At 64.5% G+C, this 21,353-nt stretch carries 19 protein-coding genes and 1 tRNA gene; 5 read left to right on the top strand and 15 right to left on the bottom strand.

What is annotated here, in order from left to right; translation table 11 throughout:
- Positions 1-95 precede the first annotated feature (95 nt).
- The 4 genes from K3M67_RS07105 to hflX all read left to right on the top strand — a co-directional run bounded on the left by K3M67_RS07105 (position 96) and on the right by hflX (position 5,771).
- Positions 96-2,351, top strand: a complete 2,256-nt coding sequence (locus K3M67_RS07105; RefSeq protein WP_066859419.1) for a sensor histidine kinase — start codon at positions 96-98, stop codon at positions 2,349-2,351.
- Positions 2,341-3,711, top strand: a complete 1,371-nt coding sequence (gene ntrX / locus K3M67_RS07100; protein ID WP_066859420.1) for a nitrogen assimilation response regulator NtrX — start codon at positions 2,341-2,343, stop codon at positions 3,709-3,711. Before K3M67_RS07105 ends, ntrX begins: the two co-directional genes overlap by 11 nt.
- Before the next feature lie 177 nt (positions 3,712-3,888).
- On the top strand, positions 3,889-4,371 hold the full coding sequence (gene hfq / locus K3M67_RS07095; RefSeq protein ID WP_066859421.1) for an RNA chaperone Hfq: 483 nt from the start codon (positions 3,889-3,891) through the stop codon (positions 4,369-4,371).
- A 65-nt stretch (positions 4,372-4,436) separates the two neighbouring features.
- Positions 4,437-5,771 (top strand): GTPase HflX, encoded by a 1,335-nt coding sequence (gene hflX, locus K3M67_RS07090; protein ID WP_285832768.1) that lies wholly within the window; start codon positions 4,437-4,439, stop codon positions 5,769-5,771.
- A gap of 79 nt (positions 5,772-5,850) precedes the next feature.
- Here hflX and K3M67_RS07085 read toward each other — a convergent pair whose 3' ends face one another.
- From K3M67_RS07085 to K3M67_RS07025, 13 genes are all read right to left on the bottom strand, one after another.
- Positions 5,851-6,381, bottom strand: a complete 531-nt coding sequence (locus K3M67_RS07085; RefSeq protein WP_285832767.1) for a tetratricopeptide repeat protein — start codon at positions 6,379-6,381, stop codon at positions 5,851-5,853.
- Positions 6,382-6,471: 90 nt separating this feature from the next.
- Positions 6,472-6,951: a GNAT family N-acetyltransferase gene (locus K3M67_RS07080; RefSeq protein WP_285832766.1), complete on the bottom strand. Its 480-nt coding sequence runs from the start codon at positions 6,949-6,951 to the stop codon at positions 6,472-6,474.
- Positions 6,948-7,727 (bottom strand): nucleoside triphosphate pyrophosphohydrolase, encoded by a 780-nt coding sequence (gene mazG / locus K3M67_RS07075; protein ID WP_285832765.1) that lies wholly within the window; start codon positions 7,725-7,727, stop codon positions 6,948-6,950. Before mazG ends, K3M67_RS07080 begins: the two co-directional genes overlap by 4 nt.
- Before the next feature lie 161 nt (positions 7,728-7,888).
- Entirely contained in the window at positions 7,889-9,205 is a 1,317-nt protein-coding gene (locus K3M67_RS07070; RefSeq protein WP_285832764.1) for an MFS transporter, read from the bottom strand.
- Entirely contained in the window at positions 9,202-9,831 is a 630-nt protein-coding gene (locus K3M67_RS07065; RefSeq protein ID WP_285832763.1) for a retropepsin-like aspartic protease family protein, read from the bottom strand. Before K3M67_RS07065 ends, K3M67_RS07070 begins: the two co-directional genes overlap by 4 nt.
- A complete protein-coding gene (locus K3M67_RS07060) occupies positions 9,831-10,616 on the bottom strand; it encodes an MBL fold metallo-hydrolase (protein ID WP_285832762.1) in 786 nt (261 codons plus the stop codon). The genes K3M67_RS07065 and K3M67_RS07060 overlap by 1 nt, the downstream gene beginning before the upstream one ends.
- Positions 10,613-11,386 (bottom strand): TatD family hydrolase, encoded by a 774-nt coding sequence (locus tag K3M67_RS07055; protein WP_066859428.1) that lies wholly within the window; start codon positions 11,384-11,386, stop codon positions 10,613-10,615. Before K3M67_RS07055 ends, K3M67_RS07060 begins: the two co-directional genes overlap by 4 nt.
- Positions 11,387-11,390: 4 nt before the next feature.
- Positions 11,391-12,959, bottom strand: a complete 1,569-nt coding sequence (metG, locus tag K3M67_RS07050; protein ID WP_285832761.1) for a methionine--tRNA ligase — start codon at positions 12,957-12,959, stop codon at positions 11,391-11,393.
- Between the two features lie 41 nt (positions 12,960-13,000).
- Complete coding sequence (locus K3M67_RS07045) at positions 13,001-13,972, bottom strand: DNA polymerase III delta subunit-related protein (protein ID WP_285832760.1); 972 nt, start codon at positions 13,970-13,972, stop codon at positions 13,001-13,003.
- A complete protein-coding gene (gene tmk / locus K3M67_RS07040; RefSeq protein WP_066859431.1) occupies positions 13,969-14,595 on the bottom strand; it encodes a dTMP kinase in 627 nt (208 codons plus the stop codon). Before tmk ends, K3M67_RS07045 begins: the two co-directional genes overlap by 4 nt.
- Positions 14,592-15,755 carry a D-alanyl-D-alanine carboxypeptidase family protein gene (locus K3M67_RS07035; protein WP_285832759.1) on the bottom strand — a complete coding sequence of 388 codons (1,164 nt, stop codon included), beginning with the start codon at positions 15,753-15,755 and terminating at the stop codon, positions 14,592-14,594. Before K3M67_RS07035 ends, tmk begins: the two co-directional genes overlap by 4 nt.
- Positions 15,756-15,801: 46 nt before the next feature.
- Entirely contained in the window at positions 15,802-16,719 is a 918-nt protein-coding gene (locus K3M67_RS07030; RefSeq protein WP_285832907.1) for a septal ring lytic transglycosylase RlpA family protein, read from the bottom strand.
- 31 nt (positions 16,720-16,750) lie between these two features.
- Positions 16,751-17,797 carry a lytic murein transglycosylase gene (locus K3M67_RS07025; RefSeq protein WP_285832758.1) on the bottom strand — a complete coding sequence of 349 codons (1,047 nt, stop codon included), beginning with the start codon at positions 17,795-17,797 and terminating at the stop codon, positions 16,751-16,753.
- A gap of 132 nt (positions 17,798-17,929) precedes the next feature.
- Between K3M67_RS07025 and K3M67_RS07020 the strand changes: the two genes are divergently transcribed.
- Positions 17,930-18,019, top strand: a tRNA-Ser gene (locus K3M67_RS07020).
- A 26-nt stretch (positions 18,020-18,045) separates the two neighbouring features.
- On the opposite strand, the gene K3M67_RS07015 is transcribed toward K3M67_RS07020, so the two are convergent.
- A complete protein-coding gene (locus K3M67_RS07015) occupies positions 18,046-18,402 on the bottom strand; it encodes a PilZ domain-containing protein (protein WP_285832757.1) in 357 nt (118 codons plus the stop codon).
- 115 nt (positions 18,403-18,517) lie between these two features.
- Positions 18,518-21,253 carry a preprotein translocase subunit SecA gene (gene secA, locus K3M67_RS07010; protein ID WP_066859436.1) on the bottom strand — a complete coding sequence of 912 codons (2,736 nt, stop codon included), beginning with the start codon at positions 21,251-21,253 and terminating at the stop codon, positions 18,518-18,520.
- Positions 21,254-21,353 lie beyond the last annotated feature (100 nt).

Below are 21,353 nucleotides of genomic sequence, written 5' to 3'. Positions count from 1 at the left end.
AATCGGGACGAAATGACGACCTGCATCGACCAGCGACATGGCTTGTCCCAAATACTGTGTTTGAACGGGCACGGGCTTGTTGTAACAAAGCCACTATGACCGGCGCGACTACCCTTCGCAGGCGGGCCTCCGCATGGCGGAGGCACTTGCCGCCCTTCCTGCGCAAGGGCCGCCTGGCGCCGCTGGTGGAGGGCGTCACCTTGGCGCTTTTCCTCGGAATGGCAGGTCTGACCTATCATCTCCTGTCGGGCAGTCGCGAATCCTACACATTGCTGACACCGCCGATCGTGGCGTTGCTGCTGGTGGCGAATCTGGTGCCGGCGATCGCCCTGCTGGTTCTTCTCGGGCGACGCGTGGCCAAGCGTCGTGCGGCCCAGTCGGCGATCGGCAGCGACGGGCAGTTGCACGTTCGCCTGGTCGCGATCTTTTCGATCGTGGCCAGCGTGCCGATGCTGCTGGTCGTGATCTTCGCCTCGCTGTTGTTTCAATATGGCGTGCAATTCTGGTTCTCGGACAGCGCGCGCGGCATGTTGCAGAATGCCAGTGACCTGGCGCGCGGCTATTATGAGCAGAATTTGCGCGAAGTGCGGGACGAAACGCTGACCATGGCGGGTGACCTGCGTGACTATCTCAACCAGTCGGAAGTCTCCAGCCCGCGCTTCGCCGAAGGCTATATCTACCAGGTCGTCACCCGCAAGCTGAACCGGTCCGCGATCATCGAGGTCGGCAAGGACGGCATCGCCCGCACTGCGGCGACCGTCGATCCGGAAAATCGTCCCGCGTCGGAAATGCTCTCGCCCGAAGCGGTGAAGCGACTGGCGGCCGGCGAGGATATCGTGGTCCAGGCCCGCCCCAACCAGGTCGAGGCGGTGACGCTGCTCTATCCCAATTCCAAAATCTATCTCTACGCCACCCGCAATGCCGGCACCTCTTCGTTCAGCAATGTGACGCAGGCGCAGAAGGTGCTGGCCGATTATGACATCTTCTCGGCTCAGTCACGCGCGCTCCAGTTGCGGTTCAACATCGCCCTGTTCGTCGGTTCGCTGCTGCTGGTGGGAATTGCGGTCTACATCGCGCTCGCGGTCGCCGACTGGATGGTGCGCCCGGTCAACGAACTGGTGACGGCGGCGCGGCGCATCACCGCCGGCGACCTGTCGGCGCGCGTCACCAGTCCGCAGAGCCGGGACGAGATCGGCACACTGGCGGCCGCCTTCAATCGCATGACCCAGCGGCTGGAGGCCCAGACCGGCGCCCTGGTCGCGGCCAACAGCCAGCTGGATGAACGCCGCGCCTTCATCGAGGCGATCTTGTCGGGCGTCAGCGCAGGGGTGCTGTCGGTCGATCTCCAGGGCGTGATCCTGCTGCTCAACAGCTCCGCCGCCGCGATCCTGGTCGAGGAGGGGGATGATCCGGTCGGTCGCCCGCTGGCGGACGTGTCGCCCGAACTGGCGGAGTTCGTCGAATCCGAGGAAGCGGCTGGCATCGTCCAGGTGCGCGCCCATGGTGATCTGCGCACGCTGGCCGTCAAGCTCGCGCAGGACGCGTCGCGCCATATCCTGACCTTCGACGACATCACCCAGCAGCTGTCCGACCAGCGCCGCGCCGCATGGTCCGACGTTGCGCGCCGCATCGCCCATGAGATCAAGAATCCGCTGACGCCGATCCAGCTCGCCGCCGAGCGGCTCCAGCGCCGTTATGCCGATGAAATCACGAGCGACAAGGCGACCTTCACCCGCCTGACCGGCACGATCGTGCGGCAGGTGGGCGATCTGCGTCGGATCGTCGACGAATTTTCGTCCTTCGCGCGGATGCCCAAGCCGGTGTTCCGGCGCGAGGCGATCGGCGACATCGCCCGTCATGCGCTGTTCCTGCACGAGGTGGCGCACCCCGACATCCGTTTCGAATATTCGGCGGATGCCGAGGAAATGGACCTGGTCTGCGATCGGCGCCAGCTGGGCCAGGCGCTGACGAATATTGTCAAGAATGCAGTGGAAGCCATTGAACCAAAAACGGTTCCGGACGAAGGAGGGCCGCGTGGCCATGTCCGGATGCGGCTCATGCGGGACGGAGACGACCTGTTGATCAGCGTGCGGGACGACGGCATCGGCCTGCCGCCCGAACGCGAACGAATATTGGAACCCTATATGACGACGCGGTCCAAGGGGACGGGTCTTGGCCTGGCGATCGTCAAGAAGATTGTCGAGGAGCATCTGGGAGAGATCCGCTTCGACGATGCCGAAGGTGGCGGCGCGTGCGTGACCCTGCGGTTCGCCGCCGGCGCGCTGGAAAAACTGGAAGAAGGGCAGGTGATAACCCTGCCCAAAGGAAAAGTGACGGCCAATGGCGCTTGATATTCTGATTGTGGACGATGAAGAGGATATTCGCGATCTGGTCGCGGGCGTCCTGGAAGACGAAGGCTTCACCACCCGCACCGCCGCCAACAGCGACAGCGCGATCGATGCGCTGGATTCGCGCCGCCCTTCGCTCGTGCTGCTCGACGTCTGGCTCCAGGGATCGCGGATGGACGGGCTGGAATTGCTGGACGAGATCAAGCGTCGCGACCCTAGCATACCGGTGCTGATGATTTCGGGGCACGGCAATATCGATACAGCCGTCGCCGCCATCCGCAAGGGCGCGGCCGATTTCATCGAAAAGCCGTTCGAGGCCGACCGGCTGCTCCATCTTGTCGCCCGCGCAACGGAGACGGAGCGGCTGCGGCGGGAGAACCAGGTGCTGCGGGCGCGTTTCGGCCAGGATGACGAGCTGACCGGCACGTCCGCGGCGATCAACAGCGTTCGCGCCACGATCAAGAAGGTCGCCGGAACCGGCAGTCGCGTGTTGATCTCCGGCCCCGCCGGCGTTGGCAAGGAAGTCGCCGCGCGGATGCTCCACAGCTGGAGCGGCCGCGCGGATTCGCCCTTCATCATTGTCGCCGCCGCGCGGATGGACCCCGATCGGGTGGAGGAGGAACTGTTCGGCCTGGAAGACCCCAGCGGCCTGGTGCGCCCCGGCTTCCTGGAGCAGTCGCATGGCGGCACCCTCTATCTCGACGAAATCGCCGACATGCCGCTGACGACGCAGGGCAAGATCCTGCGCGTGCTGACTGACCAGAGCTTCACCCGCGTCGGCGGCCAGCGGCAGGTCAAAGTTGATGTGCGGGTGATTTCCTCGACCGCGCTCAACCTGGCGACGGAAATCGAGGAACGGCGTTTCCGCGAGGATCTCTTCTATCGCCTCAACGTCGTCCCGCTCGCCATCCCGCCCTTGTCCGAGCGCCGCGACGACATTCCGCCGCTGGTCGAACATTATCTCGCCCGCTTCGCCGCTGACCGACGCGTACCGCCGCCGGAAATCGCCAGCGACGCGATGGCCGCGCTCCAGGCCAATGAATGGCCCGGCAATGTCCGGCAACTGCGTAATGTCATCGAACGCACGATGATCCTGGCGCCGGGCGACCGGATCGGCCGGATCGAGCTGGACATGCTGCCGCCTGAACTGACCAGCGGCGGCGGCGGGGAGGGGATCGGCCAGTCCGCCATCATGGGCGCCCCGCTGCGCGAGGCACGCGAGAGTTTCGAGCGCGAATATCTGCGCATCCAGATCCGCCGCTTTTCCGGCAATATCTCGCGCACGGCCACTTTCATCGGCATGGAGCGATCGGCGCTGCACCGAAAATTGAAGCTGCTGGGAATCACCGAAGGCAAGGAATAGCGCGGGTCTGGTCGATCCGCGGCGGAATTTGGCCAAGGCATATCTCGACCATGGACGCCTCTTCGCAATTGCGGTAGAACTGCCCCCGCCTCCGGTGCGCGGGGGCAGGCAAGACATCCTGCTTAAGGGTGCGAGAGCGGGTAACGTCCCGCCAAGAATACAGGACTGGCGACGACCATGGCCGATAAAGTGAACAATCTTCAGGATATTTTCCTGAACAGCCTGCGCAAGAGCAAGACCCCGGTGACCATGTTTCTGGTCAAGGGCGTGAAGTTGCAGGGCATCATCACCTGGTTCGACAATTTCTCCGTGCTGCTGCGCCGCGACGGCCAGTCGCAGCTGGTGTATAAGCACGCAATCTCGACCGTGATGCCGGCCCAGTCGATGGACCTGACCGACCTGCGTAAATCGAGCGAAAGCAATGGCAAGCCCAAGCTGTTGCAGGAAATCTTCCTGTCCGCGGTCCGCAAATCGGGCAGCCCGGTGACGATGTTCCTGGTGAACGGCGTCATGCTTCAGGGCGAGATCGCCGCCTTCGACCTTTTCTGCATGTTGCTCGAACGCGACGGCATGGTGCAGCTCGTCTACAAGCACGCCATTTCGACGGTCCAACCGCTCCACGCGCTCGACCTGACCGGCGAGAACGAACAGGACGATTGATCCTTTCCGCCGCGCGTCGGTTCCGTTGCAGTGGACCGGCGCGCGGCGAGGTGCTTTAAGCCGCCATGGCCATATTCAACCGCGACTCCGATGACGAGGTGGCGCGCGGCGCGCGCGCCGTCGTCGTCCATGCCGAAACCCATGGTGCAGATCGCCGCGACAGCGATGCGCGGCTGGAGGAGGCGCGCGGACTCGCGCTTGCCATCGGCATCGACGTGCGCGCGGCCCAGGCTTTTCGCGTCCGCGACCGCAAGCCGGCCACCTTGTTCGGCAGCGGACAGGTCGATCAGATCGCGACGCTGGTCAGGCAGGAAGATGCCGAGCTGGTCATCGTCGACAACAGCCTGTCGCCGGTACAGCAGAGCAATCTTGAAAAGGCGTGCGAGGCGAAGGTCATCGACCGAACCGGCCTGATCCTCGAAATCTTCGGCGAGCGCGCCGCCACCAATGAGGGGCGGCTCCAGGTCGAGCTGGCCCATCTCGATTATCAGGCCGGGCGCCTGGTGCGCAGCTGGACCCATCTGGAGCGACAGCGCGGTGGCTTCGGCTTCCTCGGCGGCCCCGGCGAAACCCAGATCGAGGCGGATCGCCGCATGATCCGAGACCGCATGGCCAAGATTCGCCGTGAACTGGACCAGGTTACGCGGACCCGCGGACTCCACCGCGCCCGGCGCCAGCGCGCGCCCTGGCCGGTGATCGCGCTGGTCGGCTACACCAATGCTGGGAAGTCGACGCTCTTCAATCGGCTGACGGGCGCGGACGTCATGGCGGAAGACCTGCTATTCGCCACGCTTGATCCCACCATGCGCCAGATATCGCTCCCCGGCCTCGACAAGGCGATCCTGTCCGATACGGTGGGGTTCGTTTCCGACCTTCCGACCCAGTTGATCGCGGCCTTCCGCGCGACGCTGGAGGAAGTCCTGTCGGCCGACCTCATCGTCCATGTTCGCGACATCGCCCATCCCGATACCGATGCACAGCGCGATGACGTGCTGGATGTGCTCGGCGAACTGGGCGTTGCCGGGGAGGCGGCGCTGGAGCGGGCGGAAGGCGAGCCGGATGCGCCACCGATCATCGAAGCCTGGAACAAGCTCGACCTGCTGGGCGAGGAGGATGGGGCGCTGATCCGTGAACAGGCCGCGCGACGGGATGATGTCGTGATCCTGTCGGCGCTGACGGGTGAAGGCGTCGACGCGCTACAGCGCACGATCAGCGACCGCATGACGCGCGGCGCAAAAGTTTATGGCCTGCGCATCCCGGTATCCGACGGCGCGGCGCTTGCCTGGTTGCACGAACATGGCGAAGTGCTCTCGACCATCATGGAAGATGAGGAAACGCGCATCGACGTGCGCCTTTCCGACGCCGCGTTCGCCCGTTTTACCAAGCGGGGGCAGGGGTAGCATTTACGGGCGGACGCGCGCCGCTGGATAGGGCGTCCGGCAGCGGAGACAATGTCCCCGCCGCCGGAATTCTTCCGTATCAGATCAGCGCCTTTTCAACGACCGACACTGCCTGGTCCAGAGGCTTGGCGCGGTCGCAGTCGCTACCGCACTTTTCCTGCTGGTAACGCAGTTTCTGGAGAATGTCGCGAGCGGCATCTCTGTTACCCAGGCGGATTTCCGCCAGGGCCAGGCCCGACATGGCGCCGGGATGCCCATTGCGTCCTGTATATAGACTTTGTTCAAAATAGCGCCGTGCCGCTTCCGCGTCGTTCAGGCCGAGCTTCGCGACGCCCTTCAGGAAACGGACTTGCCGGCTGCTGGTCTTGCCAATCAGCGAACCGAGCAACTTGTCTGCTTCGGCAAAATTGCCGCTCGCGATGAACCCCTGCGCCCTTTGCATGTCGCGGCCCGGTATCGAGGCGGAAGGGCCAGCGAAATCATAGGACGCGTAGCCCGTAACAGGCTGGACCATCGGCGTGAATGGGGATTGCGTGATGCTTCCGCTGGTCTGCGCGTAAGCAGGCACGACAAAAACACAGAAGGCGGGGAGCAGGGACGTCCAGCGCATAGCATGATCCTCCATCAGACAAGGAAAAGCTATCGCGATCGCAAGCACTTGTCAAATTGCATTGCAATGAAGGACTTTTCGGCAGCCGGCCTAGAGGTCGCGATACATGACGAGAGCGTCGCTATAAACGCCGCCGGGGAGAAGGAATGCGCCGGGCAATCGGCCGACGATGGCAAAGCCCATGGCCTGCCACAATGCGACGGCGCGGCTGTTGGTCGTGATCACGAAGTTGAACTGCATCGCGCGAAAACCCATGTCGCGCGCCAGGTCGAGGGATGCGGCGCACATGCGTCGCGCGATGCCGCGTCCGGTTGCGTCCTGCGCCACGACATAGCCGGCATTGGCTACATGGCCGCCGCCGCCGGCCTGGTTGGCGCGGATGTAGAAGAGGCCGAGCACCCGGCCATCCTCCTCAAACACCCGCACGGTCCGGTCGGGCGCGAGCCAGAGCGCGAGCGTGGCCTCGCGGCTCATGTCGCGGGGGATGGCCAGCGTCTCGCCCGCACGGATCACAGGCTCCAGGATCGCCCAGATGGCGTCATGATCCGCCGTCGCGACGCGGCGGATCATTCCGTCTTTTCCCGCCGCTTGGCCTGTTGCCACAAGGCTTCCTTGTCGTCGAGCGACAGGCCGGCAAAGGCATCGCCCGCCAGTTGCTCCATCGTCCGGAAGCGGCGATCGAACTTGCCGTTGGCCTTGCGCAGCGCGACTTCCGGATCGACCTTGAGATGGCGTGCGAGGTTGACCACGGCGAAGAGCAGGTCGCCAATCTCCTCTTCCCGCGCGTCCTGGTCCTCGGCCTCGCGGACTTCGTCCAGTTCCTCGAAGATCTTGTCGATCACGCCGACCGTGTCGGGCCAGTCGAATCCGGTCCGCGCCGCGCGATTCTGCAACTTTTCCGCCCGCACCAGCGCGGGCAGGGTGATCGCGACTCCGGCCAGCGCGCTCGGGTCCGGCTCCTTCTCGGCGCGCTCGGCAGCCTTGATGACCTCCCACTGGGCATGACCATCCTCACGGCGCGCGCCCTCGCCGAATACATGGGGGTGGCGCCGGATCATCTTCTGGGTGATCGCGTCGATCACATCCTGCAGGGCGAAATGGCCGGCCTGTTCGGCCATGCGGCTGTGGAACGCCACCTGGAGCAGCAGGTCGCCCAGTTCATCGCGCAGCGCCGCCATATCCTCACGCTCGATCGCATCGGCGACTTCATAGGCTTCCTCGATCGTGTAGGGGGCGATCGACGCGAAATCCTGTTCTATGTCCCATGGACAACCCGTGTCGGGATCGCGCAGCCTGGCCATGACCTTGGCGAGTGGCATGATGTCGGCGGGACTTGCGTTGGACATGGGATGAACTCGTGGCGCAAATGAAGACTAGCCGCAGCGATAGGGGCTTAACGCCGAGCTGACCAGCCCCGCAATATAAGTTCGATAATAAGGATTATGTTAAATTTCGTCACGCCGTACAATGTCGTTCAGCTGTCCAGATCGCTGTCGGCTTTCGCGCGTCAATCCTCCCGGATCATGCTGTGCCGCGCCGTGTCCCGCATCCGCACATAGACGGTCAGCGAAATCGCGATCATCACCGTGACATAGACATAAAATGCCTCTTCATGGCCGACCTGCTTGAACCACAGAGCGACCAACTCAGCCGTCCCGCCGAACAGCGTGTTCGCAAGCGCATATGGCAGCGCCACGCCCAGCGCGCGGATATGCGCCGGGAACAGCTCGGCCTTCACTACCGCGTTGATCGACGTATAGCCCGTCACGATGACCAGGCCCGCCATCACCAGCAGTCCGGCCACCAGTGGATTTCGGGTTTCGGCCAGGGTCGCGAAGATCGGATAGGTCAGGAACATTCCAAGAACGCCAAAGCCGACCATCAGGGGCTTGCGCCCGATCCGGTCGGACAGCGCGCCGGCCACCGGCTGCAACAACATGAACAGGAACAAGGTCACCGCGTTGATCTGCGACGCCGTTTCCCGGCTCAGGCCGCTCGTGTTCACCAGGAATTTCTGCATGTAAATGCTGTAGGCGTAGAAAGCGATCGTCCCGCCCGCCGTCAGCAGCATCACCGTCAACGTCTCGCGCGGATGCCGGGTGACGAGTTCCACAAAGCCGGACCTGGGCGCGCCCTCCGCCTTGGCCACCGCGAAGCTCTGCGTTTCCGACAGGCCGCGCCGCAGCCAGAAGACGACGATCGCCAGCGCCCCACCGATGAAGAAGGGTATCCTCCATCCCCAGGCGTCGAGTTGCGCTTCGCTGAGGGTCGCCTGGAGCAGCAACAACACGCAGATCGCAACCAGCTGGCCAGCGATCAAGGTTACATACTGGAAGCTGGAATAGAATCCGCGCCGGCTCTTGCCCGCCATTTCCGACAGATAGGTGGCGCTCGCGCCATATTCGCCGCCGATCGACAGCCCCTGCATCAGCCGCGCCAGCACCAGCAGCAGCGGCGCGGCGACTCCGATCGTCTCGTAACCGGGCGTGACGCCGATCAGCAGCGACCCGGCGCACATCAGCGCCACCGACAGGGTGAGACCGCTCTTGCGCCCATGCCGGTCGGCATAGACGCCCATCAGCCAGGCGCCGATCGGCCGCATCAGGAAGCCGACGGCGAAGATGCCCGCCGCGCTCAGCAACTGCGCGGTGCGATCCTCGCTGGGGAAGAAATGCGGCGCGAAATAGAGGGTGAAGGCGGCATAGGCATACCAGTCATACCATTCCACCAGATTGCCGGTGGAACCGCCGATGATCGCCCTCAGCCGCTCGCGCTGTGTCGGGGCTTGCGGGGCCGAAGCACCCTGTCCTGCCGGTGTCGTCATGGCGTCAGCACCATTTCCCCATTCTGCACGCCCCATTGGCGAAGGCGGGACAGCATGTTCATGCCGATCACGTTGACGTCGCCGAACGCGGGGGAAACGACGACGGGCAGGTCGGCCGCGCGGATCGGCCCGATCGCGAGCGTGGCAATGCTGGAGCGCCGCGCCTCCACCTTGCCGTTGGCGGTGGACATGATGACGCCGGGCGAGCCGACGTCATAGTTCAGCCCGGCCGCGCGCGCCGTGGTTTCGGACAAGGCGGTGAAGGTCGCGCCGCTATCGATGAGGAAGCGGGCGGGCGTACCGTTGATCGAGCCTTCGACCCAATAATGGCCATCGCGCGCCACGGGGACGCGCAGCGCCTGCCCTTCGGTCCGGGCGGGCGGCAGCGCGGATGGGGTTTCGCCGGGTGCGGCGACGCCGCCTTGCTCGGCCCATCGCCCGGTCAGATAGCCCTGGTTCTGGGCGAATTTGAAGAGGCCCAGCAATCCGGCAAAGATCGCGACCCAGAGCAACGCCATGCGCAAAAGGCCGCCCCAGGCCAGACGCCGACCGATCAGTGAGGATGCGACCAGCATGATCGCCAGCACATACCAGATGATCGATGCCGTCTGATCCGTGCCGTCCATCAAGCCCCCTGCCCGTTCAATTCGACCACCATGCCATCATAGCCCGGCTCTACGCCATTGGGGAGGGTGCCGCACAGGGTCGCATAATCCATGCTCTGGTCCATGTGCGTCAGGATCGCACGGCCCGGCCGGGCGGCGGCGATGGCGTCCAGTGTCAGCGCGAGATGGGGGTGGGTCGGATGAGGCTTTTCCCGCAACGCATCCACCACCCAGATGTCCAATCCGTCATACAGCGCCAGCATGTCCGGCGTCATGGCATGGAAATCAGTGGCATAGCCGATGGAGTGGCCATCATGACGGAAACGAAAGCCGGTCGACCAGATGTCGCCATGGGGCTGATCGACGCAGGCAATGTCGATGTCGCCGATCCGCAGTCCGTCGGGCAGGACATGGGCGTCGATCGTGGGATGATAGCCATTCGCGCCTTCGAAGGCATAGGCGAAGCGGCGCCGGAGCAGCTTTAGCGTCTGTGCCCGCGCATAGCCCGGAACGGGACTGCGGCGGTGGTGGTAGATTTGCCGGACATCATCCAGGCCGTGGCTGTGGTCGGCATGGTCGTGCGTCCACAGGATCGCGTCGATATGAACGACATCGGCCGCCAGCAATTGCGCGCGCAGGTCAGGCGAGGTGTCGACCAGGAGGCGGGTCGTCGGGCTTTCGACCAGGATCGAAACGCGCGTCCGCCGGTTCTTCGGTTCGGCGGGATCGCAATCGCCCCAGTCATTGCCGATCCGGGGAACCCCCGACGACGTGCCGCTGCCGAGGATCGTGAGTTTCAGGCTCATGCGACCTTCGAGAAGAGGGCGCGGAAATTGGCCGATGTCGCGGCCGCCAGTTCCTCAACGCTTTCGCGGCGCAGGGTGGCGAGGAATTGGGCGGTATCGGCGACATAGGCAGGCTCGCACGGCCTGCCGCGATGCGGCACCGGCGCGAGGAAGGGGGAATCGGTTTCCACCAGCAGCCGGTCGATCGGCAGACGGGCCGCCGTTTCCTGCAAATCTTTCGCGTTCTTGAAGGTCACGATACCCGAAATGCTGATGTAGAAGCCCAGTTCCATCGCCGCGTCGGCAAAGGCACCGCTGGCGGTGAAGCAATGGATGACGCCGCCATAGGCGCCCTTCCCCATCTCGTCGCGCATGATGGCGAGCGTATCATCCTCCGCGTCGCGGGTATGGACGATCAGCGGCAGGCCGGTCTCACGGCACGCGGCGATGTGCGAACGAAAGCTGTTCTGCTGCCGTTCGCGGTCACTATGGTCGTAATAATAGTCGAGCCCCGTCTCGCCGATACCGACGACGCGGGGATGCGCGGCGCGCGCGACCAGTTTGGCGGTGTCGACATGGGGATGCTCGTCGGCTTCATGGGGATGGATGCCGACCGTGGCCCAGACATCCGGTTCGCGCACCGCGGTATCGAGCACCGCGTCCCATTCGCTTTCGCGCGTGGCGATATTGAGCATCAGCCCGACGCCGCGCGCACGTGCCCGTTCCAGCACATTGGCCTGATCCTCGATCAAGCCTTTGTAATTCAGGTGACAATGGCTGTCGATTAACATGGCGTCAGACGTCCGCTTCGGCCAGGTCGAGGCGTGGGAAGAGCGGCTTGGGGGCGGCAAGCAGGAAATCGCTATCGGCCAGCGGCGAATACCAGTGATCGCCGATCGCCGCATAGCCGCGCTTGTCGGCCGGCACGCCCATATGATCGAGCAACGCGGCGGCGCTCGCCGGGATGACCGGCAGGATCGCGACCGCCAGCTGGGCGATCGCGATATAGAGCGTCGCCAGCACCGTCTCCATCCGCTCGGGATCGGTCTTGCGCAGCGCCCACGGTGCCTGCGCGTCGATATATTGGTTGCAGGCGAAACAGGCGCGCAGCCAAGCCTCGATCGCGACGCTCGGCGCGAGATCGGCGAAGGCGGCGGGCATGTCGGTGCGGATCGTCTTGTCGAGCAGCGCGAACAGCTCGCGGTCGGCGGCGTCATGCCCATGGACCGCAGGCAGGCGACCGTCCAGATTCTTGGCGATGAAGCTCAAGGTCCGCTGGGCCAGATTGCCGAAGGCATTGCCGAGGTCGCTGTTCGCCCGCTGGACGATCGCTTCCGCGCTATAGCTGCCGTCATTGCCGAAGGTCACTTCGGACAGCAGGAAATAGCGCAACTGGTCCACGCCGAAACGGTCGGCCAGTTCCATCGGATCGGCGACGTTCCCCAGCGACTTGGACATTTTTTCGCCGCGGTTGAGCAGGAAACCGTGGCCGAATACTTGCTTTGGCAACGGCAGCTTCGCGCTCATCAGAAAAGCCGGCCAGTAAACTGTATGAAAACGCACGATATCCTTGCCGATGATGTGCGTTATGTCGCCGCCCTCAGCCCAATAGCGCGCCATCCGAGATGCATCGTCGGGATAACCGCAGCCGGTCAGATAGTTGGTGAGCGCGTCGACCCAGACATACATGACATGGCCATCCGATCCTGGCACCTTGACGCCCCAGTCGAAGCTGGTCCGCGAGACGCTGAGGTCGGACAGGCCGCCCTCCACGAAGCGGAGGATTTCATTGCGGCGGCTGTCGGGCTGGATGAAGTCAGGCTGGCTTTCGTATAGCGCCAGCAGTCGGTCCTGATAGGCGGAAAGGCGGAAGAACCAGCTTTCCTCGACCGTCCATTCGACTGGCGTACCCTGGGGGGACAGCTTGACGCCGCCTTCTCCTTCCGTAATTTCCTTTTCGTCGTAAAAAGCTTCGTCGCGGACCGAATACCAGCCTTCGTAGCGGCCGAGATACAGGTCGCCGCTGGCCTCCATCGCCTGCCAGATCGCCTGGCTGGCGCGGTGATGATCCGGTTCGCTGGTGCGGATGAAGCGATCATAGCTGATATTCAGCCTGTCGTTCATATCCTTGAAATAAGACGCCATTTCATCCGCAAGTTCGCGCGGCTCGATACCGCGTCCACGCGCCGTCTGGGCCATTTTCAGCCCATGTTCGTCAGTGCCGGTCTGGAAGAAGACGTCGCGGCCCATCATCCGCTGGAAGCGGGCGACCGCGTCGGTCGCGATCACCTCATAAGCGTGGCCGATATGGGGCCGGCCGTTAGGATAGGAAATGGCGGTGGTGATGGTGAAGGGCTTGGACATGGCGCTTCCCTACCCGCAGTTCGCGCCGTCGCAAAGCCGCTTTATGCCCCCTTTGGCGCCAGCGCCGCAACGTGCCCGGACAGTTCGAACACCACCGCGGCCGGATCGAGCGACAGGATCACCGCGCCGCCCGCCAGATGCCGCGCCTTCTCCCAATGGTCGAGCGCCTGGCCGAGCGCGGGCCCGTGCCGCGTCCGCGCCGCCTGCGCGATGAAGGCAGGCGCACGTTCCAGAAAGGCCTCATAGCGCGGCTTGGCCGATTTGAGCGCCAGCGCCTTGGCCAGCGCCAGCCTTTGACGATTGCCTGGATCACCCTGCATCGCGAGACTCGTCAGCGTCTGTTCGATTTCCGAGAGGTTGAGGCCGGCAAAACGCAGCGCCTGCCCCGGCGAACCCTCGCCTGCCCGCACCAGCTCGTCGATCTCCTGTGGTGACAGCCTTTCGTCGCTGGCCTTCAACACCGCCCGCATCGTCGCCGCATCGAGCGGATCGAAGCGCAGGGTGCGGCACCGCGATCGGATAGTGGGCAGCAGTCGCCCCGGCGCATGGCTGACCAGCAGGAACAGCATGTCGGCCGGCGGCTCCTCCAGCGTCTTGAGCAGCGCGTTGGCCGCGCCCCGCTCCAGATCGTCGGCGCTGTCGATAACCACCACCCGGCGGTTCGACAGCGAAGGGGCGGACTGGATCAGCCTTTGCAGCCCCCGCACCTGATCGACGCTGATGTTGCGTGCGGTCCCGGTTTCCTTCTCCAGTGGCGCCAGTTCGGCATAATCGGGATGCGCGGTCGCTTCGATCAGCCGCCGGATCGGGTGATTTTCCGGTACGGACAACCCCTCCCCCCCGATCAGCGGCCCGGCGGCGTCCGCCAGCAGCCGCAGCGCCAGTGCCCTTGCAAAGCTGCCCTTGCCGACACCTCTTGGACCAGCGAAAATCCAGCCATGGTGCATCCGTCCGCCGCGCGCGGCGGCGATCAGCATATCGGCTTGCGCGTCATGGCCCAGAAGTGACGTCATGGCAGCAGGTCTACGATCGCGTCGAACAGTCGCCCGGTCACGGCCTCGGGCGGACCAGCCGCGTCGACGGCACGGACCCGCTCGCCTTCCTCGCGGGCGAACCGGGTGAAGGCGTCGGCCACGGCGCGGTGGAAATCACTTGCCCGCCCGCCGATTCGGTCCGCCGCATCGCCGTCGCGCGCCTTGGCCCGGCCGGTCGCTTCGGCCTCGGGCAGGGTCAGCAGCAAGGTGCGGTCGGGCAGGAAGCCCGCGCTGCCGATCCGGTGCAGCATCAATATGTCAGCGTCGGTAAGGTCGCCCTGCCCCTGATAGGCGCGACTGGAATCCAGGAAGCGGTCGGACAATATCCAGGCGCCCCGCGCCAGCGCCGGGCGGATCGTCTTTTCGACATGGTCCGCGCGCGCAGCCGCGAACAGCAGCGCCTCGGCGCGCGGGCTCCAGCGATCGGCGCCCCCGGTCAGCAGCAGCGCGCGGATCGCCTCCGCCCCTTCGCTGCCCCCCGGTTCGCGCGTCTCGACCACTTCCAGTCCGCGCGCGCGCAATGCCGCCGCCAGCGCACGAAGCTGTGTCGACTTGCCCGCGCCCTCGCCGCCTTCCAGCGTGATGAACCGCCCTTGGTTCAAGCGAAGAGCGACTTCAGGCCGTTCCACAGGCGACCGAAGATGCCGGCCTCCGCGACCTCCTCACCGGCAACCAGCGGCATGATCTGCGGCGGCGTGTCCGGCGTCTGGACGATGAGCTGGGCGATCTGCTGCCCCTTCGCGATCGGCGCCTTGATCGGGCCGGTGTAGACGACCTTCACCTGCACATTGGCCGACGCGGTGCGCGGCAGGGTGACGGCCAAATTCTGTGGTGCGACCAGCGGCACACTCATCGCGCTGCCCAGTTGCACCTCCGCCGTCTCGACGGTCTGGCCCTTCTTGAACAGAGGCTGGGCCTTCCACGCCTTGAAGCCCCAATCCATGAAGCGCACCGATTCAGCGATGCGGCCGTTGAAGCTGGTCAGGCCCGCGACCACCATCACCAGGCGGCGGCCATCCTGTTCGGCCGAGCCGGTGAAGCCGAATCCGGCTTCCTGAGTATGGCCGGTCTTGAGGCCGTCCGCGCCGGCGATCTTGCCCAGGATCGGGTTGCGATTGCCCTGGGCGATGTCAGCGCCGCCCATGGTCTTGCCCCAGGTGAAGGACCGGGTGGCATAAAATTTCTTGTAGAGGTCGGGCGTCTCCTCGACCGTCGCCTGGGCCAGCTTGGCCAGATCCTCGGCGGTGACATAGGTCACGCCTTCATCGGGCCAGCCGTTGCTGGTGCCGAAATGGCTGTTCTTGAGGCCCAGCCGCTTGGCTTCCTCATTCATCGCCGCGACGAAGGCCTGCTCGGTCCCGGCGATGCCTTCGGCCAGCACTACGCAGGCATCGTTACCCGACAGTGTGACGATGCCGTGCAGCAGATTTTCCACCGAAACCTGCTCTCCAGCCGAGAGGAACATGGTCGATCCCGCCTGCGGCCCATGCCACTGCTTCCATGTCTCCGGGCGGACGGTGAATTTGGTGTCGAGCTTCAATTCGCCCTTCTGGATCAGGCGGAACGCGACATGGGCCGTCATCATCTTCGCCATGGAGGCAGGCGGCATCCGGGTCTGCCCCCCCTTGTCGTACAACACCGCCCCGGACGACAGATCCTTCATATAGGCGATCGGCGCTTCGCTGGTGTAGGGCGGCGCGGCCGCGATCAGCGGCTGGGCCAGCAGCCCGACGGCAAGGAGGAGGGCAACGCTTTTCTTCATCGGGGACTGCCTTCGAACAAGATGGAATCGCTTCGATGCGCGATGCCTATCGCGCGTCATTAGCCATGATGCGGACATTCTCAAAGCCCTTGGCGGTTGCCGTGCGTAGGCCGGCCTGCGCGGCCTGGCGCGTCGGATAGGGGCCGAAGCGCACGCGCCACAAGCTTCCGGCCCGTTCGGCCCTGGCGCCCATGCTACTCGCGAGCGTTTCGGCCCGTTCCTGCGATGAAAAGGCGCCGACCTGCACGACATAGCCGCCCTTGCCCGCCGGGGTTGCCACCGTGGGTGCGGCGGGCCTGGCCGCCGGGGCCGCCAGAGGGGATTTCAGCGGAAGGCGCGGCGTCGGCTTGTCGAAATCAGCGCCCGGCCGGGGCGCCGAGGCCGCCGCTGAGGCGATCGGGGGCTGAGGTGGTGACGGCGGGGCTACCGGCCTAGCGGAAAGTTTGCTCCTGAGCGCCTTGAGCAAGGCAGGCGGCGTTTCCAGCCGGTCGGCGGCGCGGCCGTGGGCACGGAGCGCAGCGCGCTCCTGTTCGGGCGGATTGACCCGCCGCACGCGCACGGGGAATGGCCCATCACCGACGCCGAGCTGCGCTGCGGCGCCGGGTGACAGGGCGATCACCTGGTCGCCACGCATCGGTCCCCGATCATTGACACGCACCAATATCGTCCTGCCGCTGTCGAGCGCCGTCACCTCGACATAGCTGGGCAGGGGCAAGGTCTTGTGCGCGGCACCGACCGCTGAAGACACGAAGGCTTCGCCATTGGCCGTCGCCTTCCCCAGGCTGCCGCTGTCCGAGATGCCGGCATAGCCGACTTCGTCATAATGGACCGGATCGGCCGGCGTGTAGGTCGTACCGGCAACGACATAGGGCTCGCCCAGCAGGACCGGCGCATCCGCGACCATCCGGCCTGACGGCGGCGTTACGGTCTTTTTCGGCTGCGCCGCCAGCGCGCTACAAGCCATTGCCAGCATCAAGGCGGCTGCCGCGCGCCCGCTATTGTTTGACCGCATCCGCCAGCAATCCCACCGACAAGGCATAGAAATTGGAACAATTATAATCGAGGATCACGCGATAATTGCTGGTCAGCAGATAGGCGGTCTGACCCGGCCCGTCCGGCTCCAGCAGCGTGGCCAACATGCTGTCCGCGGGCCAAATGCCGTTCGCCGGCGCCAGCCCCAGCTTGCGCCATTCCGCTATGGTCAGCCAGCGACTATGCCGGTTGAACACGCGGGGGCAGCGGGGCGGCGTGGTCCGCGCCGCGATGGCCGCGCGGTTCAAGCCGGCGGGAACCGATACGGCCACGCCCCAGGGCTGGCCGCGACGCCATCCGGATTGGACGAAATAATTGGCGATCGAGGCGAGCGCATCGGCCTCGCTGGTCCAGATGTCAGCCTTGCCGTCGCCATCGCCATCCTTGGCCAGGCGCAGATAGACGCTGGGCAGGAATTGCGGATAGCCGGTTGCGCCGGCCCAGCTGCCGACCAGCCGGCTGCGCGGCACGCCATTGTCCAGCATCTTGAGCGTCGCCAGCAGTTCCGGCTCGAACAGCGCGCGCCGTCGCCCTTCCCATGACAGCGTCGCCAGCGAACGGATCAGGTCGAAATCGCCCGTGTAGGAACCATAATTGGTTTCATGGCCGTAGATCGCGACCATGATCTCTTCCGGAACGCCGGTTTCCGCCTCGATCCGCGCCAGTCGGCCGCGATTGGCCCGATAGGCGGTGCGGCCGCGACTGATCCGCGCCGCGTCGACATGCTGGCGGCGATAAGGCTCGAAATTGGGGATCGGCGAATAGGCGCCGCCCCCGGGCTGGCTCTGGTCAAGCTGGATGACGCGCGCATTGGGGGTCAGGCCGGGAAAGACGCTGTTCAGCGTTCCGTCGCCTATGCCCATGGCCCGCGCCTTCGGACGCAGGCTTTCCAGATAGGCCTGGAAGGACGCATTGTCCTGCGCCAAGGCAGGCACGGGAGCAACCGTAGCGGTAACGGTGGCCAGCCCCAGAAGCAGCGCCAGAGCGGATGAGCGCACAGAATCTCTCATGACCCCGTTGTTGCACAGCCGGTGCGAGACGGGAAACCCCTTATCGGGATCGATGGCGGAGAAGGCGATGAACCGTGCATCGCGTGATTTTGCGCTTGGCAAGTCCGCTCGGCACGTTAGGAAGCGGGCAACGGACAGGTGGCCGAGTGGTTTAAGGCAGCGGTCTTGAAAACCGCCGTGGGTTTACGCTCACCGTGGGTTCGAATCCCACCCTGTCCGCCACCCTGCGCTCTGGCAGCTCATCTGCATCAGGCGTAGCTGCCGGGCGCGACCTGGCGGAGGGTGATGGGAGCGGACGCCGTTGCCCGCGCGCCCGATTCTCCGATGATCGCCACGGGATCGACGGCCCGGCTCAGCAATATGCCGCATCGATCCGGCCCGTTCCAGATCACCGTGCCGCACACCTCCAGATGGTCGGCGATCAGCGTCACGCGCTCGCCCACCGGGGGCAGCCACGCGCCAGCCAGCAGTGCGCCGTAGATCGAGATATTGCGGATCTCTACCGGCTCGGACAGGCCGCTCCAACTGAGTATTGCTTCGACATCGGCGGCGAAGCGCTTTTCTCGCCGTCGTTCGGCGCGCGCGCGATAAATGATGCTGTCCATCGCCATCTCCCGGTTAGCCCCCCGGGACAGATGCAGCCTCGCCGCCTTGTCTTGCGAAATTCCTAAGCGCGATGGTTAAGACGGCCTGGGGCGAACATCGTCCGCCCATGTCGGATCAGGCCAGCGCACCGTGGCAATGCTTGTATTTCTGGCCCGATCCGCACGGACAGGGCGCGTTGCGGCTGATGTCGAGATTGGCGAACTCGCCTGGCGATGCCGGGGCGAGCGCCGCACGCGGGATCGTCGTCGTGATGCCGCCCAGCTGCCCAGCATCGATATCGGCGCTGTTGTCCTCGCCCGAAAACGGATCGATGTGCGTGGTGATGAAATCGGGCAGCACCGGCAGGCCATAATCCTGGATCGGCGGCTGCTCCATCCGGAACTGCACCCGCGCGATCGACCCGGTCACATCCTCGCGGATATTTTCCAGCATCCGCTCGAACAGGGCGAAGGCTTCCTGCTTATATTCGTTGATCGGCGTCTTCTGAGCATAGGCGCGCAGATGGACAACCTGGCGCAGCGCGTCCAGCGTCGCCAGATGCTCCTTCCAGTGATGGTCCAAGCTCTGAAGCAGGATCGACTTCTCAATCATGTGCCAATCGGCCGCGTCGATCTCCTTGACCTTCTCGGCCACGGCTTCGTCGGCCAGCGCGACCAGGCGTTCCTCGATCATTTCGGGATCGACGGCATCCTCGGCCAGCCAGGCATCAAAATCAGGTTCCAGGCCCAGGATTTCCGCAGTACGGACCTTGAGACGCTCCATATCCCATTGTTCGGGATAGGTGCCCGGCGGGCAGGATGCACCGACCAGATCGTTGACCGTTTCATGCCGCATGTCGGCGACGACATCGTCCACCGTGTCGGCATCCATGATGTCGCTGCGCTGTTCGTAGATGACCTTGCGCTGGTCGTTCATCACGTCGTCATATTCGACGACCTGCTTGCGAATGTCGTAGTTGCGCGCCTCGACCTTCTTCTGCGCAGTCTCGATGGCCTTGCTGAGCCATTTCGACGGCGGCAGCGCCTCGCCATCCTCCAGATTGGAGCGGATCATCTTCGCGAACATCGTGTCCGGGCCGAAGATACGCATCAGGTCGTCGTCGAGGCTCAGATAGAAGCGCGACAGGCCGGGGTCGCCCTGACGGCCCGAACGGCCGCGCAGCTGATTGTCGATGCGGCGGCTTTCATGCCGCTCGGTCGCCAGCACGAACAGGCCGCCGGCGGCCAGCACTTCCTGCTTCTCCGCCTCGATCTCGGCCTCGATCCGGGCGATGGCCGCTTCGCGCTCCGGCCCTTCGGGCATGTCGCGCAGTTCGTCCTCGACCCGCATCTCCAGATTGCCGCCCAGCTTGATGTCGGTGCCGCGCCCGGCCATGTTGGTGGCGATCGTAACCGCGCCCTTGCGGCCCGCCTGCGCCACGATATGCGCCTCGCTCTCATGGAAGCGAGCGTTGAGGACCGCGTGCTTGACGCCTTCCTGGTTGAGGAATTCGGACAGCATTTCCGATTTCTCGATCGACACTGTGCCGACCAGCACCGGCTGCCCCTTGAGCTGATGCTCCTTGATGGTCCGCGCGATCCCGCGGAACTTGTCTTCCAGATTCTTGTAGAAACTGTCTTCCTCGTCGACGCGCTGCACCGGCCGGTTGGTCGGGATGGTGACTACGTTCATCTTGTAGATTTCGTAGAATTCGGTCGCCTCGGTCGCGGCCGTGCCGGTCATGCCGCCCAGCTTGGGGTACATGCGGAAATAATTCTGGAAGGTGATCGAGGCGAGCGTCTGATTTTCCGGCTCGATATTCACCGCTTCCTTGGCTTCGACCGCTTGGTGCAGGCCATCGGACCAGCGGCGACCATCCATCATGCGGCCGGTGAACTCATCGATGATGACGACCTTGCCGTCCTTCACGATATAGTCGATGTCGCGGCGGAACATCACGTTCGCGCGTAGCGCCTGGTTCACATGGTGGACGACGGCGGTATTCTCGAAATCATAGAGGTTCGCGCCCTGAAGCAGGCCCGCCTGCTCCAGCAGCCGCTCGATCTTCTCGGTGCCGTCCTCGGTCAGCGTGACGCTGCGCTGCTTCTCGTCCTTCTCATAGTCGGATTCGGTGATCTGCTTCACGATCGCATCGACCGCGACATAGAGTTCCGACTTGTCGTCGGTCGGGCCGGAGATGATGAGCGGCGTGCGCGCCTCGTCGATCAGGATCGAGTCCACCTCATCGACGATCGCGTAATTGAACGGCCGCTGGACCATCGAGCCGCGGTCATATTTCATATTGTCGCGCAGATAGTCGAAGCCGAGTTCGTTGTTCGTCGCGTAGGTGATGTCGGCCGCATAGGCCTCGCGCCGCTGGTCCTCGCTGATGTTCGGCACGATGACGCCGGTGGTGAGGCCGAGGAAGCGATAGACCTGACCCATCCATTCGCAGTCGCGGGTAGCGAGATAGTCGTTCACGGTGACGACGTGAACGCCCTTCCCCTCCAGCGCATTGAGATAGGTGGCGAGCGTCGCGACCAGGGTCTTGCCCTCACCAGTGCGCATTTCGGCAATCTCGCCGCGATGCAGCACGATGCCACCCACCATCTGCACGTCGAAATGCCGCATTCCCAGAACGCGGACGGACGCTTCGCGGACCGTGGCGAAGGCCTCCGGCAGCAGGTCGTCCAGCGTCTCGCCGGCAGCCAGCCGTTCGCGGAATCGCGCCGTCTGAGCCGCCAGATCCTCGTCGCTCAGCGCCTGGACCGCAGGTTCGAACGAGGCGATCTTGTCGACGATCTTGCCCAGCGACTTCACATAACGTTCGTTGGACGATCCGAAGATGGACTTGGCGAGTGCGCCGAACATGAGCTCTCCCTGAGCGAAAAAGACTGAAGGCGTAAGCGCCGACGCCGATGAACAATTGTGCGGCAAATAGGGATCGGTCGCCCGAACGTCAATTCAGCGC

It is taken from the genome of Sphingobium sp. V4 (genome assembly GCF_029590555.1).
Taxonomy (GTDB): domain Bacteria; phylum Pseudomonadota; class Alphaproteobacteria; order Sphingomonadales; family Sphingomonadaceae; genus Sphingobium.
The sequence above is the reverse complement of the archived record's forward strand: the minus strand, read 5'-3'. Positions and strand labels throughout refer to the sequence as shown.